Origin of the sequence: Aliivibrio sp. 1S175 (genome assembly GCF_001690985.1) — a bacterium.
GTDB lineage: Bacteria > Pseudomonadota > Gammaproteobacteria > Enterobacterales > Vibrionaceae > Aliivibrio.
In genome coordinates this window covers 43525-59881 of sequence record NZ_MAJS01000013.1, presented here as the reverse complement: position 1 = coordinate 59881, position 16357 = coordinate 43525, and the positions used below count along the sequence as shown (strand labels likewise).

13 protein-coding genes are annotated in these 16357 nt (G+C 41.1%); 3 read left to right on the top strand and 10 right to left on the bottom strand.

The features are described 5' to 3' along the window. Window positions 1-2: 2 nt before the first annotated feature. The 4 genes from A6E06_RS06720 to A6E06_RS06705 form a co-directional block, all read right to left on the bottom strand. A complete protein-coding gene (locus A6E06_RS06720; RefSeq protein ID WP_065591877.1) occupies window positions 3-1253 on the bottom strand; it encodes an alginate lyase family protein in 1251 nt (416 codons plus the stop codon). 225 nt (window positions 1254-1478) lie between these two features. Then, on the bottom strand, window positions 1479-2390 hold the full coding sequence (locus A6E06_RS06715; protein WP_065591876.1) for a YjjW family glycine radical enzyme activase: 912 nt from the start codon (window positions 2388-2390) through the stop codon (window positions 1479-1481). An 8-nt stretch (window positions 2391-2398) separates the two neighbouring features. Continuing rightward, a complete protein-coding gene (locus A6E06_RS06710; protein WP_065591875.1) occupies window positions 2399-3925 on the bottom strand; it encodes a YjjI family glycine radical enzyme in 1527 nt (508 codons plus the stop codon). Window positions 3926-4023: 98 nt separating this feature from the next. After that, window positions 4024-4788, bottom strand: a complete 765-nt coding sequence (locus A6E06_RS06705; protein WP_065591874.1) for a helix-turn-helix domain-containing protein — start codon at window positions 4786-4788, stop codon at window positions 4024-4026. Window positions 4789-4886: 98 nt separating this feature from the next. Between A6E06_RS06705 and A6E06_RS06700 the strand changes: the two genes are divergently transcribed. Further along, window positions 4887-6008 carry a multidrug effflux MFS transporter gene (locus tag A6E06_RS06700; RefSeq protein ID WP_141676908.1) on the top strand — a complete coding sequence of 374 codons (1122 nt, stop codon included), beginning with the start codon at window positions 4887-4889 and terminating at the stop codon, window positions 6006-6008. Between the two features lie 60 nt (window positions 6009-6068). On the opposite strand, the gene A6E06_RS06695 is transcribed toward A6E06_RS06700, so the two are convergent. The 6 genes from A6E06_RS06695 to dsrO form a co-directional block, all read right to left on the bottom strand. Then, window positions 6069-6644, bottom strand: a complete 576-nt coding sequence (locus tag A6E06_RS06695) for a hypothetical protein (protein ID WP_065591873.1) — start codon at window positions 6642-6644, stop codon at window positions 6069-6071. A gap of 177 nt (window positions 6645-6821) precedes the next feature. After that, window positions 6822-7856, bottom strand: a complete 1035-nt coding sequence (locus A6E06_RS06690) for a c-type cytochrome (protein ID WP_065591872.1) — start codon at window positions 7854-7856, stop codon at window positions 6822-6824. Window positions 7857-7867: 11 nt separating this feature from the next. Next, on the bottom strand, window positions 7868-8488 hold the full coding sequence (locus A6E06_RS06685; protein ID WP_065591871.1) for a c-type cytochrome: 621 nt from the start codon (window positions 8486-8488) through the stop codon (window positions 7868-7870). A 180-nt stretch (window positions 8489-8668) separates the two neighbouring features. Beyond that, window positions 8669-11773, bottom strand: a complete 3105-nt coding sequence (locus A6E06_RS06680; protein ID WP_065591870.1) for a tetrathionate reductase subunit A — start codon at window positions 11771-11773, stop codon at window positions 8669-8671. A gap of 10 nt (window positions 11774-11783) precedes the next feature. Beyond that, window positions 11784-12854, bottom strand: a complete 1071-nt coding sequence (gene nrfD / locus A6E06_RS06675) for an NrfD/PsrC family molybdoenzyme membrane anchor subunit (protein ID WP_065591869.1) — start codon at window positions 12852-12854, stop codon at window positions 11784-11786. After that, window positions 12851-13627: a sulfate reduction electron transfer complex DsrMKJOP subunit DsrO gene (dsrO, locus tag A6E06_RS06670; RefSeq protein WP_065591868.1), complete on the bottom strand. Its 777-nt coding sequence runs from the start codon at window positions 13625-13627 to the stop codon at window positions 12851-12853. The genes nrfD and dsrO overlap by 4 nt, the downstream gene beginning before the upstream one ends. Window positions 13628-13817: 190 nt before the next feature. Between dsrO and A6E06_RS06665 the strand changes: the two genes are divergently transcribed. Beyond that, window positions 13818-15638, top strand: a complete 1821-nt coding sequence (locus tag A6E06_RS06665) for a sensor histidine kinase (RefSeq protein WP_255312058.1) — start codon at window positions 13818-13820, stop codon at window positions 15636-15638. 15 nt (window positions 15639-15653) lie between these two features. After that, a complete protein-coding gene (locus tag A6E06_RS06660) occupies window positions 15654-16253 on the top strand; it encodes a response regulator transcription factor (protein ID WP_065591867.1) in 600 nt (199 codons plus the stop codon). The last annotated feature ends 104 nt before the right edge of the window (window positions 16254-16357 follow it).

Genomic DNA, 16357 nt, shown 5'->3' with positions numbered 1-16357 from the left:
GCTTATTTAATATATTGAGGCATATAAAGTAAGAACTTCTTATATATTTCATCTTGATAAGCTTTTTTATTGTCATTTGTTTCTAAACCTTGTAATAGTTTAGTGAGTAGCTCTGATTGTTCTTTTGACCTGATTTTCTCTGGAATAGCAGCCAATAGTGGCGCAAGATTATCTGGCGTTACCCCTTCAACAGAAGAGTTATATATCCACTCGTTTCCATTCGCCGCAGGGATTAAGAAATCAATTCCTTTTATTAATGTGGCGTTGTTTTTACTCTCATACTCCCACATAGAAAGGCCTACTTTTTCTGCAATAATTGCAGTGCTAGTAATCGCTTCTAAGTTAAATGTACTATAAAAATAAGAACGTGTACGTTCAAGTTCATGAGGTTGAGCGCCCATTGAATCAAATTGCTGTGAGAATATAATCTCAGCGTTTTTAACGGCTTGCTTAGTTTGCTTTGTATCGCCTAAGTAATAAGAAACGGCAGCAACTTGATATTCATACCATGAGCCATGATTGTTGGTTTGCTTTGCGCCTTCTTTTCCAAGATCACTCGTGGTTAACCAAGCTAAATATTGTGTTAACCAAACATTCATTTTTGTATCGTCTTCTTCAGACCAATATTTAGAATCAGAGAACATTGTGATGGCATCTAAGACTCGTTGGGGGATGATACGACCATCTAAAATACCTGAGCGACGACCTTTATTGATTCCGGGAACGCTTTGAGCGAACTCTAAATTAGGATTCATTAATGTGTTTTCATCTAAAAACCAAGTACGAATTAGACTGACGCCTTTCTTTGCATATTGATCCTCACCTGAAAAATAATAAGCGAGAGCTAGTGCTTGTATACTTTTAGTTGTTAATTCGATTCTTTGTTTATCGACATCGTTATTTTGAGTGCTTGGATTTGTTTGTCCATCTTTTCTAATCCATGGCAGTTCGTCTGATTTTGATTCATCGGGCCACCAATAGCGACTGATACTTAAATAGTCATGCTTATCACCTGTTGGAGGGGATATTTTTTTGTCCATGACAGTTGGATTTTGAAGTGTTAATAATGAATCTGCAAGTGTGAGTAATTGATTGTAAGCAAGTGTACTTTCTGCATGAGCCGTTTTATTGTTAAGTGCCTCTTTTGCGTTGCTTAATGATTCTTCGTCAAAGTTAACAAATGATTGGGCAAGAAGGTTTGCTGAAAATAAAACTGGACACAGGGTTACTAAGAGTTTTGTTTGGAGTTTCATTTAATATCCTTAAGTTAAATTCTTCAAAATAATATTATTTTAATATTGTATTATTTAATGTGATTAGCTTCTAATTAGAGATTAAATGTTGCTCAATAGCAGGGTAGTTTTCTTAGCTATGGTAGAAGTTGGAATCGAGATCTAATTTATGCGAACTATATTATAAAAGAACAGCTTTAATGTTATCACCACCACTGAGGCTTTCTTTATGAATCAATGCTTTGTTTAAGTATAAACCGATGGGGTGATAACTGGTCGCCCCAATTTAGTAATTAACTTGGCCTCAAATTCTTCCATTTGTACTTTGTTGCACTTATCCCATGTCAAGGCTTCACCAATAACCCCGTGATGTTGGAAGGCATTTAAGCGGATAGCTATGTGCTCTGGTAGTGTTTTTAAATACTCACTAATGGCATCTATCTCACACAGTAAATCCGTTTTATTTGGAATATACAATAAACGAACTTCGTGCAATTTATCATGCTTAGCTAATAGATTGATAGAGTGTAATACGCGATGGTTTTCTCTGCCGACCAACCATAAGTGCGTGTCATTTTGCCATGCTTTTAAGTCAATCATCGTCCCGTCTAAATAGGGTAGAACTCTATTCCAACCTTGCTCAGATAAGCTGCCATTACTGTCAATAAAACACGTAAGGTGGCCGAGTGATTTTTCTGATTTGATGGCTTTAAAGTATTCAATAATAAACGGCAATTGTAGGGTTGCTTCACCACCAGAAATAGTAACGCCACTTAAAAATGGAGCATGTTTTTTAGTAAATTCAAGCAGCTTTTCTACTGAGTAAGTCGTTATTTTAGGATTAGATTTACTTGGACAGACATCAATACATTTATCACATTGAGTACATAAGGCTTCATTCCAAATGACTTTTCTGTTTGGAGAATCATTAAAGGTTAATGCTCCTGTTGGACAAGGTTCGACGCAATCACCACAATGATCGCAGTGGTTAATGGTGTGGGGGTTATGACAAGTTATACAATCGTAATTACAACCTTGTAGAAAGATCACAAGGCGGTTGCCAGGGCCATCAACACAAGAAAAGGTCAGCACTTTGCTGACCATTCCTGTTTTATCATAGTTGATGGTATCGCTGCTTAATGGGGAAGCGTTTACCATAATATGAACTATTCTGCGTACGTTGGGGTAATTTCTAGCGCGGCAACACGAGGTTTACGTTCTAAAATACCCGTATTTTTAGCCGCTTCAGCTCCTAAGAATGTCGTATTTGTACGAGAACCTTCATCGTCAAATTTTGCAATGTCAGACAGTTTGATCATGTAACCTGTAACTCGTACCAAATCGTTTGACGCAACGTTTGCTGTAAATTCACGGTAGCCAGATTGAAGCGCCCCTTTTGCTAAATTAAACATCGCTTCTGGGTTTGATTTAACGGTTTCATCAATCGTTAAAATATCACTGATACCTGACGTATAGTATTGATGATGCCCAGCAGTTGCTTGCACATAAGAGACTGGATCAGGTTCTGTGCCGTAAGGAATACGAACACCAGGAGTTACATCAAGATCTAAACTGATCCCACCTTGAGCATGAAGCAATGCTTTTTTGTGATAGCCGTATTTAACATCAGTTGCTGCCACAATTTCAGAAAGCTGTTTTGAAATGGCATGACCTAACAGATTTGCAACGTCATCATGACCGTATTTTGCATTAATACCGTCTCTTTCCAGCAAAATATTAACCGCTTCAGCCATGCCGTAAATACCGAACATTGGTGCAAATCGGTCTTCATTAATTAGACCTTCTTTTGTTAGGAAGCCTTCAAAGAAGTTAGATTTTTCATGTAAGAACTCGCTGCGAGTGTCCATTAAACCAAACATTACTTTGCAGTAATATGGTAGAACGTTCTCAATAAAATCGGCTTTATTTTGTGCTTTTTTAGCCGCTTCTTTTAAGTTCATACGAACTAATGTGTTTGACCCACCAGCAAGCGGCAGAGAGTTGTAGCAACTAACAATACCAAAGCCTGTATTGTTATACGCTTTTGCGTGAACAGGGTAGTTAGCAATGTGCGGTTTGCTGCATTCACAAATGTTTGATGCCGCTTGGCGAAGTAAATCGTCTGGTGTAACGTCAGCATCATACATAAAGGTTAGATTAGGTGCGATTTGTTTTAATTCAGCATCAACACGCAAGATAGTACGGCAAATGATGTTATCTGTTGGACCAATATTTACATGCATAAATGCATCAGGAAGGGTGCGATCAAGCATGATCCAGAAACGTTTTAGTTTTTGGTAAATATCTTCATCACTAAGAGATCCAACAAAAGGCATAAGCACTGTATCAAGTTGGCCAAGGTAAACAGGGATAGAAGTAACCGAAGGAACGTGATGATAAATAATAGTCAGTAAATTTAATGCATCATCAAAGTCTTCCGCTGGGCTCAACTCTAGGAATTCAGAACCTTGAGCTAAAAACTTTGCGTAATCTGGTAATACATAGCGTGGTTTAAATGGAGCGTGGCCTTCAAACATGTCACATAACACGCCATCTTTTAAAGCTTGTTGAGTTTTTGAGTCAATCTCCATATAAGGCAGGCTTGCTTCTGCCTCTAATGCTAAATATTGAGATTTTTGTTTTGGAGAAAGGTTAGCATCGGTAATGATGCTATAGAAGCGTTCTTGACTCATGATAAAACCCTTTTAATTAGTATGGGTTTATTATGAGTTAAGAATATAATTTCAGTTAGTGAAATTAATTCAATGATACTTTTCTTTTTTGGAAATGCTTATTTCATGTAATGAGCTGGAGTTTCTCCTGTGTGTTGTTTAAAGAAATGAATAAACGCACTGTCACTAGAAAACTCTAATGCGTGGGCGACGGATGAAACACTCTTTTTTTCTGACAATTGTTCAATCGCAGTGAGCAGTCGCCATTGCTGACGCCACGCTTGGTAAGGCATCCCTGTTTCTTTAATGAATAATCTAGTAATGGTTTTGCTGCTTGCCCCAATATGCTTTGCCATTTCATTCAATGGTTGAGGTAACAGTGTTCCTTGTTTTACTTTTTCTAACCACAATGCTAATCGTTTATCTTTGGGTAAAGGCAGAGTGAGTTCATTCTTTTCTGCGTGAAAAAGTTCTTCGCAACATAATGCCAATGTGTTTTTTTGCTCTTCGCTGGGTTTATCCCAATCCCAAAAGGCCATTCGTTCAATCAATTCCTTTAATAATGGTGTGACACTAAAAATACTCAGTTCTGTTGGTAAATTATCGATAGCGCGAGGATCAAAATAAAGAGAACGATAGGCAACGACATTGGTCATGGTAGCGCAATGTTCAATCCCCGCAGGAATCCAAGCGACTTTGGTTGGCGGTAATACACAATGCAGCCCGTCGAGCGTAATACTCATGCAACCATGCGGGGCAAACAACAATTGTGCACGGTTGTGGATATGCATGCCTGAATCATGTCTGCCGACTTGGGCGGCAATACCAACAAAGGGATAAGGCATATCATCAACATAAAAAGGAGTGTTGTCATCGATCAGCATGGTTTGTCCTTATTTTGATGTTTATTGTTCTATTGTTGATATTTGAACACAAATGAAGTCCATATACTTCTCTTATTCCAATTTTAGAAGAGAAGTGTATGAATAAAAAACCTCACATGGGATTACTCATCATGCTATTGATGTTCCCTCAAATTGTTGAAACTATTTACAGCCCAGTATTACCTCACCTCGTCGATTATTTTGGCGTATCAATGGCAAGCGCCAGTCAAACCTTGTCTATTTATTTTATGGCTTTTGCTGTGGGTGTGGTTTTCTGGGGACGAGTCTCTGATGTGATTGGACGCCGCAAAGCGATGCTATGTGGTTTGCTGATTTATGCTATTGGTTGCCTGCTGGCCATTATTGCTGTTGATTTTAATATTGTGCTAATTGCACGCATTGTCTCGGCTTTTGGCGCGGCAGTTGGGTCTGTTATCGGCCAGACAATATTGCGTGATAGTTATGAAGGTAAGGAGTTAGGAAGAGTATTTTCAGTAGCGGTTGTTGCTGTATCTATTAGCCCTGTTGTGGGTTTAATGTTGGGTGGATTTATTGCTGAGTATTTCGGGCATTTGATTGTATTTAGCTTGTTATTTGTTATGGCTATTATGCTCTTAGCTGTGTCTGCAGTGTCATTGCCAGAAACAAAGCCTAGTCATCTTGAAACAGTTCGTTTTATGAGTATTTTTAAGGCAATGCTTAAAGATGGTGCTATTTGGAAAAGTGCGATTTTGGTTGCTTGCTTTAATGTCATGATGTTTAGCTACTACTCTTTAGCTCCATTTAAGTTTAATCAGCTTGGATTAAGCTCAATGGAATTTGGTTACAGTGGTGTGGTGTTAGCTGTGGCTTCTATTTTTGGTAGCACATTGAATAAACGATTGTTAGAAAAAGAGTGGGGATCGCAACGATTAATTCAGATGGCAGTTGTGTTTAGCATGATTGGTTCGGCTCAGGTGTATTTGTATCAAGGTAGCCTTTGGTTTTTGCTCGGAATGGCAAGTGTGGTCGCTGGGTTTGGTATGGCTATTCCTAATATATTTAGCACGGCACTCGTTAATTATAAACACCAAGTAGGAACCGCAGGCGCAGTATTAGGCCTGTTGTATTATTGCTTAATTGGCGGTGGATTGGGCCTTGCAGGTGTCGTTGGAGATTTAGGGTTAGTACTAATAGCAATGTCTTTATTGGCTGGAACCATCTTGATATCTAGAGAATAAAGGGGTTATGAATAAAAAGAGAGGTATTAATCGCCTCTCTTTTTTATTGATTTGGCTATGTTATTTTGCCAGTTCGTAGTTTTCTTTCATTTCTTCTGGTGCAATGCCGTATTCATAATCAGCAAGGTAACCGTCTTTGTAAACGGTCATTCCTTTATCGTCCCAGCTCACTTTAATGGTCGCCGTTTTACCATCTTCACTGCCCATCAGTGTTAGCATTTCATCATCAATCTTAACGGCTTTGATGGTTTTAATACGCTTAAATGACGCGAACTCTGTTGAGGTCGGAAGAATACCATAAGTGCCTTTCCATACATCTTGAGGTACTAACCATTCATTATAGACATCATCGACAACTGCGGTTGGCATTCTAGCGACAACAACCTCTTTGATCATCGTATTGCTTGTTTCTAGGTGGTAACCGCCTTTGCCATCAGAAACGTACGTTGGAAACTCTTTTCCTAGTTCGGCTTCTTTTGGTAATCGACCTAGCGTTGGTGAGCTTTTTACAAACAGTTGAGCAGATTCAAATTTCGTCATGATCTCTGGGATCTTCTGAAATTCAACAGGGGCAGAAAAAGCCGAAAAAGAAGCAAATAGAGTAGAAATAACTAATGTGTTAACGCTAAATTTCATTATGAACTCAATTATCAATAAGGATTAATTTCGCGAGAATATAACGTATTTTGTTGTAATAAACAGGGACGGTGTTAACAATGCCGCAATAAAAAGTCCTTATTACTAAAAGTGAATAAGGACTTTATGTTAAGCCAATAGACGGTGCTATTTTATTATTTTAATTAGGCAATGCTATTAATATGAATGTTCACCTAATACTTTTCCGTTTACGGTTTTACCATAGTAGCCTTGGTGGTTATGGTATTTTTCTTGGTTTGCTTTTAAATCACCTTTAAAGCGGGGATCTTGAGGGCGCTCATGGCTGTTCATGAAGGCTGCAACATCCCATGCTTCTTGTTTGGTGATCTGAATACTTTTTCCAAGTGGCATGTTTTCATAGATAAAGAAGGCGGCAGTATTTACACGGTGCATGCCTGCGCCCCAGTTAAATGAGTCTTTACCCCATAGTGGTGGGAAAGATTGCACGCCGTGATCTCTAATGCCTTCGCCATTAGCACCATGACAGCTTGCACACGTAGTGTTGTAAACAATCTCGCCACGCTCAATAGAAGGCGCTTGCTCTGGTTTGTCTAGTTTTGGGAAACTACGACCAGCTAATTTACCTCGTTTTCCTGCGGGTAAATCTTTCATCATTTCAGCAGGTAAGATGAATGTTTCATCATTACCACCAAGCTGAACTGCGGTATCGGATAATTCAGGGATAGGGGTATCTTGCATTCCATATTTGTCTAATAACCCCCCCATGGCTAACCAGTAGGAATACGCACTTAATGCGACTAATTCAGGTGAGTCTGTTGGCGGAGCGGTCCCGTTCATGGAATAAGTGAAACAGCCTTGAATACGTTCAGCGTAGGTGTTTACTTTGTCATTTTTCGAGCGGTAAGCAGGGTAGGCCATGAATGCTCCCCAAAGAGGGGCCGAATCGGCTTTCATCCCGGCTTGCATATGGCAGTTTACGCAATTCTGTTGGTTATTAACGTATTTGCCTTGCAAGGTTTGCGTGTTTACAAATAGAGAATAACCTTGTTTAACTTTGTCACCAAAAGGGGTGTTCGGAATTGTACTGAAATCACGTGGGACTAAGTGATCAGACTTTTCTGTTTTTGGATGGGCCGGTAATTCAGCTTGTTTGTCTGGTAAATCGGTATTTGCTAAAACGTTATTTGATAATAACGTTGCAGCTGCCAGAGTGATTAGGTATTTTTTCATTGTCATCATCCTTATTTCACGTTGGCAAAGTATTGAGATAATTGCGAGATCTCAGTATCTGTGAGTTGTCGTGCGATACTGCCCATCACGTCATTGTGATCACCTGAGCGAGTTTTGTTTTTCCATGCTTTTAATTGTTCTTCCAGATAATCAGGATGTTGATTTGCTAAGCGAGGAAAATCTTGTACCCCAATGCCACTGGCACCGTGACAAGTAGAGCAGGCTGGAATATTACGATTCCAATCGCCTTGGTAAACGAGCTTACGAGCAGGGTCTTCGATAATGGCATGGTCGCCGCGGTGTTCTGGATTTTTAATTTCAGGAGCAGACAAAGAAGCGAAGTAATTAATGGCTTCGGCTTTCTTTTTTGGATCAGAAATGAGGCTAGCCATTGGTGTCATCAGAGGGTCGCTACGCTCGCCTGCAATGAATAAATCGATTTGACGAGTAAGGTATTCCGCGTTTTTCCCTGCAATCATAGGGGCCATGTTGGGTAAGCCCATGCCGGTGGGCATATGGCAACTGGTACATACGGTTGCTGCGGGTGGTATTGGTGCTGCAAAGGCTGAGCTGATGGATAGAAGCAAAACCCCTAACCCCATGCTGCCTTGAACTATTCTGGTTAATGACATATTTGCTCCACAAAAATCACTTTATTTTTTAGGGATATTTTCTTTTTATTATCAATATTATTTATAGTCTTGGGTATTGTGGTTTTCCACATTTATTATGCAGCGTGTGATATGAAAGGACTTATTGTTTTCATAGGATGGAAGAATGACTGGTGCGCAGAGCACACCAGTCATCTCAATTTAGGCGAATTGCTCGCTTAAACTGATTTTAGCAGGGAGTGCTTGTCTTGCTGCTGCGCCAACCACCCAATCAAGCAAAACGCCTTTGCCTTCACGAGTAGGGTCTATCAAGCCAATGTCATTAATATTTACGCCATCGTTTGATTTCATTTTCACGGGTTGCTGAGTATCGCCAATCCAATGGGCGCGTTCACCTAGCTCTGTATGACCAAAGCCATGTTCAAAGCCTAATGTGCCACGTTGAATACCATCAACTAACATCGCCAACGCTTTGGTTGAGCTGCTTGGCGTTGTTATTGTGAATACATCACCGGTTTTAACGCCGAGTTTTTTTGCGTCTGTCGGATGAATATAAACAGGGTTTACGCCTTTAATTGAATTCAAGCGAGGAGATAAGTTAGACACCGCGCTGTGAATGTTCGATTTAAAGTTAGTTAACGTAAATGGCCATTCTGATTTTGGGTATTTATCACTTAACGGTGTGCCATCAGCGAGCTTTTGTGGATACCACGTAGGGCAACCACTGTATTGCTCACCTGTCATGGTGTTGCGAGAGGTGCCGAGTGTCTCATTCCAAATCGCTAATGGTTTTTTCCATTTGTATTTCATTTCATCGTTTTTGTACGCTTCTGTGGCATCTTCAAAACGCCCACCACGAGCGAAAATATAGGCTACTTTGCCTAATTCTTCTGGCGATAAAACTCGTTGCATGTCTGGTAGTAATCGTTCTAACCCTGACAACACTATGTCTTCTGCGGTGGCGGTTGGTACGCCATTAGCCACATAAGCAAGGTTAGCGGCTGAGCGTAAATAGAAATCTTCCGCACAATGAATGGCATGCCAGTTGCCGTTTGCATCTGAAATCGCGTTATCCCCAAAGCCACCAAGATCCATCTGTTTGGCAATATCAATAACGAAGTTTTCAAGATTGATAGTGCGACCATCAGTCGTTTTTTCGGTTAATGGTTCAACAATAGGCCAACGAGCTGTGACGGCTTTTGTTGGTACGCCATGCCAAGGTGTCGCCATTCCCCAGCTTTCATAAGTCACGGTGTCGGGTACTAAATAATCAGATAGAGCGGTGGTTTCGTTAATGAACGCATCAACAGAGACAATCAATCCTAATTGTTTTGGATCTTTGATTTTATCGCTTAATAAATTATCTAACCCAGGAACGCCATAAAGCGGGTTTGCCATGTGGTTTATCCACACTTTTGCACGGTATGGATAACCATCAATCGCCGCCGATAAATGTTCAGTTAGTAATGGCGAAGAAATAGGGTACCAAGGTGAGCGAGTTGGGTAAGGCGATTGACCTGCCGCCATTTTACGTTTGTATTCACTGGTTTTCTGGTATGGGAATTTACTGCGAGATAAGAAAACACCTTGTGGTTTCACTTTGCCTGAGAATGTCGCAAAGTTATAACGTGGGCCTTCCGCCGACGTAGGATAACCGCCTGCTTTTGCCATTGTTCCGCCCTTTAAGTTGATGTTACCGATAAGGGCATTCAACATCAAAATGGTGTAAGCGTTATAAAAACCATTACTGTGCATGTTACCGCCGTGGGTATCGACGACAGCTTTAGTTCCATGACTGGTAAATTTAGTGGCTAATGCAATGATCTCATCTTCTGAGATCCCGCATTGCTCACTGTAGAACGCCAAGTCATATTTAAACGCTTCTTCTTTTAAGCGTTGTAATGATGACTTAACGGTGACGGTGCCAGTGATGGTTTCTATTTGTTGGCTTACAAATAACATCGCTGGTTGGTTCTGTGTATTGATGGCTAACTGCTTCGTTTCTGCATCAATAATCACATAAGGATCACTGTCAGACAGCGCTTCGCCTTCATACGCTAATCCCATTTCAGACGCACGTAAGAACGCGCCATTTCTAGGGTGAGATTCATCGCTAATAACAAGGTGAGTAGCATTACACCAATGAGCAGTGCCTGCACTTTTCATTGCATTTACACTTGGTTGCGCTAAGAAGGTGTGATTGTAACGCTCGTTAGTGATGATCCATTGGATCATACCGAGTATTAAAGCGGAATCCGTGCCAGAGTTAATTGGCATCCAACGGTTGTTATCGCCCGCCGCTAGGCTTGATGAACCAGCCGGTAAGCTTGGTGTGATAATCGTGTATTCAAAATTACCACGAATACGAGCAGCGGCCAATTGACGAGCCTGACGTTTAAATGGATTACCGGCTTGGGCTGGTGACATACCAATAAAGATTGCAAATTCGGTGTGTTCTAAATCCGGTTTTACGTGAGCGAACTTGTCGAGATCATTCATTAATGCGCCAGAGCCTGCGCGGAAAGCATAACCACAATATGCACCATGATGACCAAAGTTACGTGTGCCATAACTGTTAAAAGCAAAGCGTTTTAAAATATCATCACGACCTTCGTTACCTGCGTTGGTCACTAACAGTTGATTGGCCTTTGGGCCGTATTCTGGGTTATTAGGATCTACGGGGGTTTTTAGATCGCGAATGGCACGTAACCCTTCGACATGACCTTCACCAAATAAATCGCCCCCTTCAATCACTTCTTCAAGTAATTGTTCATAGCTGATGGGTACCCATTTTCCTTCGCCACGTTTACCGACACGTTTTAATGGTTGAGTAATACGATACGGACTGTTGCGAATTTCCATCATGCCATTACCACGGGCACACGCCGTTGAACGACCTGCAATGCCCGTTTCTCCGGCTAAGCCAATGTACGCGTCTTTTACCGATGTATTGAATGGGATTTGCTGCTCGTGTGATAACGGATGATACGGATTGCCAGAGATACGTAAGATCTTATCGCTGTCATTATCAATACGAACGCGTAGGCCACATAATGTCCAACAACCAAAACACATTGAAGGGGCAACACGTTGCTTTGGATTCGGGATAAATTTCCCTTCTTCTGTCACCGTGTATTCTGGTTCTAATGAATTACCATGATGAATGTGGTTGGTTTTCTTACCTGCGGTGCCTTCAATCACCCCATGAGCCATGTGTTTCGCTGTTGTTGCATAGCCTGCTGCAAAAGCACCAACACCACCAACAGCAAGGCCTGATTTTAAAAACTGACGACGTTTGTTATCCATGTTCAATTCCTTACTTGGTTGATTTTGTTGTGTTGATGAGTTCAGATGCCGCAAGCGCTAATGCCATCCATAAGCCAAACATACCAATAATGCCCAGTAGCCCAGAGCCGCCCAGTGGCAGTTCGTATGGGTAAGCACCCACATCAAATTTTGGTATGGTTTGCACATCCATCATGGTGACCCAACGTAAATAAAAGCTCGCACACAAGGTCGTTAATGCAATCACCGCGAAACTCAGTCGATGCAGTTTTTTGATGTTTTGAGCCACAATAAAACAAAGGACAAAGCTTATGCTGACAATGCTTAATCGAGTGATCCAATCGCTATTTTCGTACAATGAAAAGTACGGATTATTTGAAGCCCAAAGCGGCATGAGAATAAATGCGAGCAGTGAGCTTAATGTCATTACGCGTTTGATAAGAGATAAGTCCCCACTTTTCATTATTTTGTTGTTCTCAGAAGGGAATAGCCATAATAAAATTGACGAGAAACCAATTGCACCTAAGAACGCAGTGATAAACCAAAGCAGAGGAGAAGCGGCTTGATTCCATAATGGACGGCTTTCTACAATCGCAATCTCAGCGCCTGTATAAAGCGCGATGCTTAACCCAGATAAAACCGTGATCGCTGCGACGATTTTCATTTGTACGGTACTTATTTTCCAATCACCTAGTGTTAGTAAGCCCACTAATTTTGCGATTGAATTGGTGCTGTTTTTCAATTGGGCAATATCATCACGTAAATATAGCCATGCTGTGAGTACCGCTAGCCCTGAGAAAAGAGGCAAGAATAACGATCCAAGAGACATCCAAGACCAAGGCGTAAGATGGAAAAAGAAATGCCAAGCGCGACCTGGTTGATGCAAATCACCGGTTAACGCTAACGGACCAACAATCGCGCCAATCGCAAGGGTTAATACCAATGCCGAGCGCATTTTATGGCTTGTGAATTGTTGAAATACCAAGCTCAGAAAAAACAAAATAGCAGCAGCGTAAGCAGAACCTATGTATAAGAAGTACTGCACGGCCCACGGAAGCCACGCGGTTGCTTGTGGTTGAATCAAAACTTCAGTGATGTTCATGCGTTTTCTCCTTTTGGATCATAAATCGCGGCTTTGCCTTCAATGTGAGACGTAAAGCGCTCGTCCATGCCGATATAAAACACATGGGGTTGTGTTTCTTCTTCCGGTTTTAGTACTTTTATGTCCGCTTGGTTTTCTGCCATTAAGCGTACAATTTCACTGCTTGGATCATTCAAATCACCAATCACACGCGCGCCACCTACACAGGTTTCGACACAAGCGGGCAATAAACCTTTTTCTAAGCGATGAGCACAGAAGGTGCATTTGTCAGCGGTTAAGGTCTCTTCATTAATGAAACGGGCATCGTAAGGACAAGCTTGAACACAATAAGCACAGGCTACGCAGCGTTCGTTATCCACCATGACAATGCCATCTTCACGTTGGAAGGTCGCTTGAACTGGACACACCTTAACGCAAGGGGGATTTTCACAGTGGTTACACAAACGCGGTAACATGAATGATTTGACGTTTTGAACTTCAGTATCGCCATTATCTAGCGTGACTTCGTATTGTTTTACGGTTGTTCTAAACTGCCCAATAGGTGCTTGGTTTTCGATGGAACAACCTACGGTACAGGCTTGGCAGCCAACACATTTTCGTAAATCAACAACCATTGCGTAACGCTTACCCACCATGCCTTTGCGGTCTGGTTGGTTATTATTACGGATAATGGTATTGGCTGATAATGTGCCTGCGCCAGCGACAGGAATAATCGCAGCGCCAGCGGTAAGGCTGCCAAGACGACTGAGAAATCGACGTTTGGTATTGTCCATAAAACACCTTTTTGGTTAGGAGTTAGAGTGCATTGCATAATATGAACGGATTATTAAGAATTAAGTCAGTGTCGCCTATTGTGGTTTTCCACATAGCGTAAGGAGAGTTGATCTAAAACAAGAAAAAGAGTTGGGAAATAAACAGAAGTTGTTATTCTTGGCAAGTATTTCAAATAAGAGCGAAAAGATAATGATCAATGGATGGCAAGTACCGGGTCGTAAAATCAGTCTATCGCTGTGGGTAGGGTGCGTGTGTTTGTTGTTATCTCATGCGGTCTTTGCTCAAGCGCAAGCCGTTGATGTCGGTGTATTGGCTACCCGTGGTGGGGCTGAAGCTCAAAATCGTTGGCAACCGACGATGAATTGGTTGAGTGAACGCGTTCCGAATACTCATTTTGTTTTGCATCCTTTTACGCTTCAACAAATGGAACAAGCGGTCGAGAATCAAACCGTTGATTTTGTTATCACTAATCCCGGTCAGGCCGTACGATTGGGCAGACAATACCCACTCTCTTGGCTTGCGACATTAAGCAGTGCGAACACTACTCGTAAAAATGGAACAACTCACGCAATTGGCTCGGCATTAGTGGTTCGTAGCGATTCATCATTTATGACTATTGAATCATTAAGTGGACACTCCTTAACTGCGGTGGATGAAAATGCTTTTGGAGGTTATCTGACGCTACGATTTGAGATTAATAAACTCGGATTAAGTCAATCAGCGTACTTTTCAGATACGCAATTTTTAGGGTTTCCGTTAGATGCCTTAATTTATCAATTACGTGATAAACATATTGAGGGGGCGATTGTACCCGTGTGTTTAATTGAGAGAATGAACAAAGAGGGATTGATAGATGTCTCTAATTATCGAGTGATCAATAATATCGCACCAGACGATTTTTCTTGCGCCACCTCAACGCCGCTCTACCCAAACTGGTCATTTGCTAAAACAGGGAAAGGAAATGAACGATTAGCCAAACCGATCACGAGAGCGTTGTTATCATTATCCAGTCATGAGTCTGCTGCGCTTGCTGCTAATTCGTTGGGTTGGACATCACCCATTAGTCAGCTCTCAGTTGATAAATTGTATCAAGGCTTGGATATGCATCCATTGCAAAAGCCGTGGTGGCAAGAAGCCGTATCGTGGCTAAAGCAGAATCAACAATGGGGATGGATGCTATTTATTCTAGTTATTTCACTTAATGGTTATCATTTTCTGTTGGAATATCGATTCAGCCGCAGTAAACGCGAGCTAGAAAATACACTTCATAGCTTAAAAGAGAAAAATTCGATGCTAGAACACGCTCAACGAGTGAGTATTGTTGGAGAGCTAGGAAGTAGCTTGGCGCATGAAATTAATCAGCCATTAGCTGCAATCCGTAATTATAGCCAAGGGGGATTGTTACGCCTTAAAAAAGGACTGCCAGCGCAAGAATTAATTCCCGTTTTAGAGAAAATAGAGCAGCAAGTCATTCGCGCTGATAGCATTGTGCAGCGGTTACGTAAACTGATTAATAAGCGCCAAATGGCCAAAGCAGAATGTGATATTAATGGCATCATTAGCGATACCTTAGCGTTATTAGAGTACGACTTTCAAAAGAAACAAATTCATCTCACGCGAGATAATGCGATTGAACCATGTCTTTTGTGGGGAGATGCCGTCGGCATACAACAGGTGCTGCTTAATGTACTTAATAATGCCGCTGATGCTTGTATGCAACGCGAAGAACAAGAAGGCAGTGTTATCCATCATATTCATATTGGAACAGAATGTGATGATTCTAATATCGAGATCACAATACAAGATAATGGAATAGGGTTTGAGGACGATAGCGAACAGTTATCTAAAGCATTCTTTACCACGAAAGAAAATGGATTAGGATTAGGACTTGCGATTTGTCGTGATGTGATTGAAGCGCATCAAGGGCAATTTTTATTGGAACCCGCATCACCACAAGGGTGCTGTGTCACAGTAATATTGCCACGATTAAGTACACTCGTTATTAAATAAAAAAATGGGAAGATAATGTCTGAATTAGTAGTACCAGTGTATGTTGTCGATGACGATGAGTCTGTACGTGATTCATTAACTTTCATGTTAGAAGGATATGATTTTACAGTTGTTTCTTTTAACGATGGACAAGGTTTTATTGATAATGTGGATATAATGAAGCCGGGTTGTGTGGTGCTTGATAGTCGTATGCCTATTCTTCGCGGCCAAGAAGTGCATGCAGTACTTAACCAACAGCAAAGTCCATTATCTGTTATATTTTTAACCGGACACGGTGACGTACCAATGGCGGTGGATGCTCTAAAGTTAGGGGCGGTGGATTTCTTTCAAAAACCCGTCGATGGCGAGCAATTAGCGTTAGCTATTCATAAAGCAATGACGGCCTCTTTAAGTCTTTATGATAAACACAACTGTAAAAAAGTGCTGGATTCATTGACCGAAAGAGAATCTGAGATTTTGCATTTAATTGTAGCAGGAAAACGAAACCAACAGATTGCAGCAGAGTTATTTGTTGCGGTTCGTACGGTAGAAGTACATCGTTCTAGTTTAATGAAGAAACTGAATGCCGAGACGGTTGCGGATCTCGTTATGACGTATGCAAAAATACATGTATAACCAGATATTAGTGGTATGACCATTTATGGGTAGCCAACGTTTATTGCTTTTTTTTCTGATATAATTATCAGTTCGTGACATAAATAGGAAGCTTGTGTCTCTCT

What these genes read in the sequence shown, in the direction of transcription:
- A6E06_RS06695 (WP_065591873.1), bottom strand. Translation starts at nt 6,644, where the DNA reads ATGAAATTTAGCGTTAACACATTAGTTATTTCTACTCTATTTGCTTCT.
- A6E06_RS06665 (WP_255312058.1), top strand. Translation starts at nt 13,818, where the DNA reads ATGATCAATGGATGGCAAGTACCGGGTCGTAAAATCAGTCTATCGCTG.
- A6E06_RS06720 (WP_065591877.1), bottom strand. Translation starts at nt 1,253, where the DNA reads ATGAAACTCCAAACAAAACTCTTAGTAACCCTGTGTCCAGTTTTATTT.
- dsrO (WP_065591868.1), bottom strand. Translation starts at nt 13,627, where the DNA reads ATGGACAATACCAAACGTCGATTTCTCAGTCGTCTTGGCAGCCTTACC.
- A6E06_RS06705 (WP_065591874.1), bottom strand. Translation starts at nt 4,788, where the DNA reads ATGCTGATCGATGACAACACTCCTTTTTATGTTGATGATATGCCTTAT.
- A6E06_RS06715 (WP_065591876.1), bottom strand. Translation starts at nt 2,390, where the DNA reads ATGGTAAACGCTTCCCCATTAAGCAGCGATACCATCAACTATGATAAA.
- A6E06_RS06680 (WP_065591870.1), bottom strand. Translation starts at nt 11,773, where the DNA reads ATGGATAACAAACGTCGTCAGTTTTTAAAATCAGGCCTTGCTGTTGGT.
- A6E06_RS06700 (WP_141676908.1), top strand. Translation starts at nt 4,887, where the DNA reads ATGAATAAAAAACCTCACATGGGATTACTCATCATGCTATTGATGTTC.
- A6E06_RS06685 (WP_065591871.1), bottom strand. Translation starts at nt 8,488, where the DNA reads ATGTCATTAACCAGAATAGTTCAAGGCAGCATGGGGTTAGGGGTTTTG.
- A6E06_RS06710 (WP_065591875.1), bottom strand. Translation starts at nt 3,925, where the DNA reads ATGAGTCAAGAACGCTTCTATAGCATCATTACCGATGCTAACCTTTCT.
- A6E06_RS06690 (WP_065591872.1), bottom strand. Translation starts at nt 7,856, where the DNA reads ATGAAAAAATACCTAATCACTCTGGCAGCTGCAACGTTATTATCAAAT.
- nrfD (WP_065591869.1), bottom strand. Translation starts at nt 12,854, where the DNA reads ATGAACATCACTGAAGTTTTGATTCAACCACAAGCAACCGCGTGGCTT.
- A6E06_RS06660 (WP_065591867.1), top strand. Translation starts at nt 15,654, where the DNA reads ATGTCTGAATTAGTAGTACCAGTGTATGTTGTCGATGACGATGAGTCT.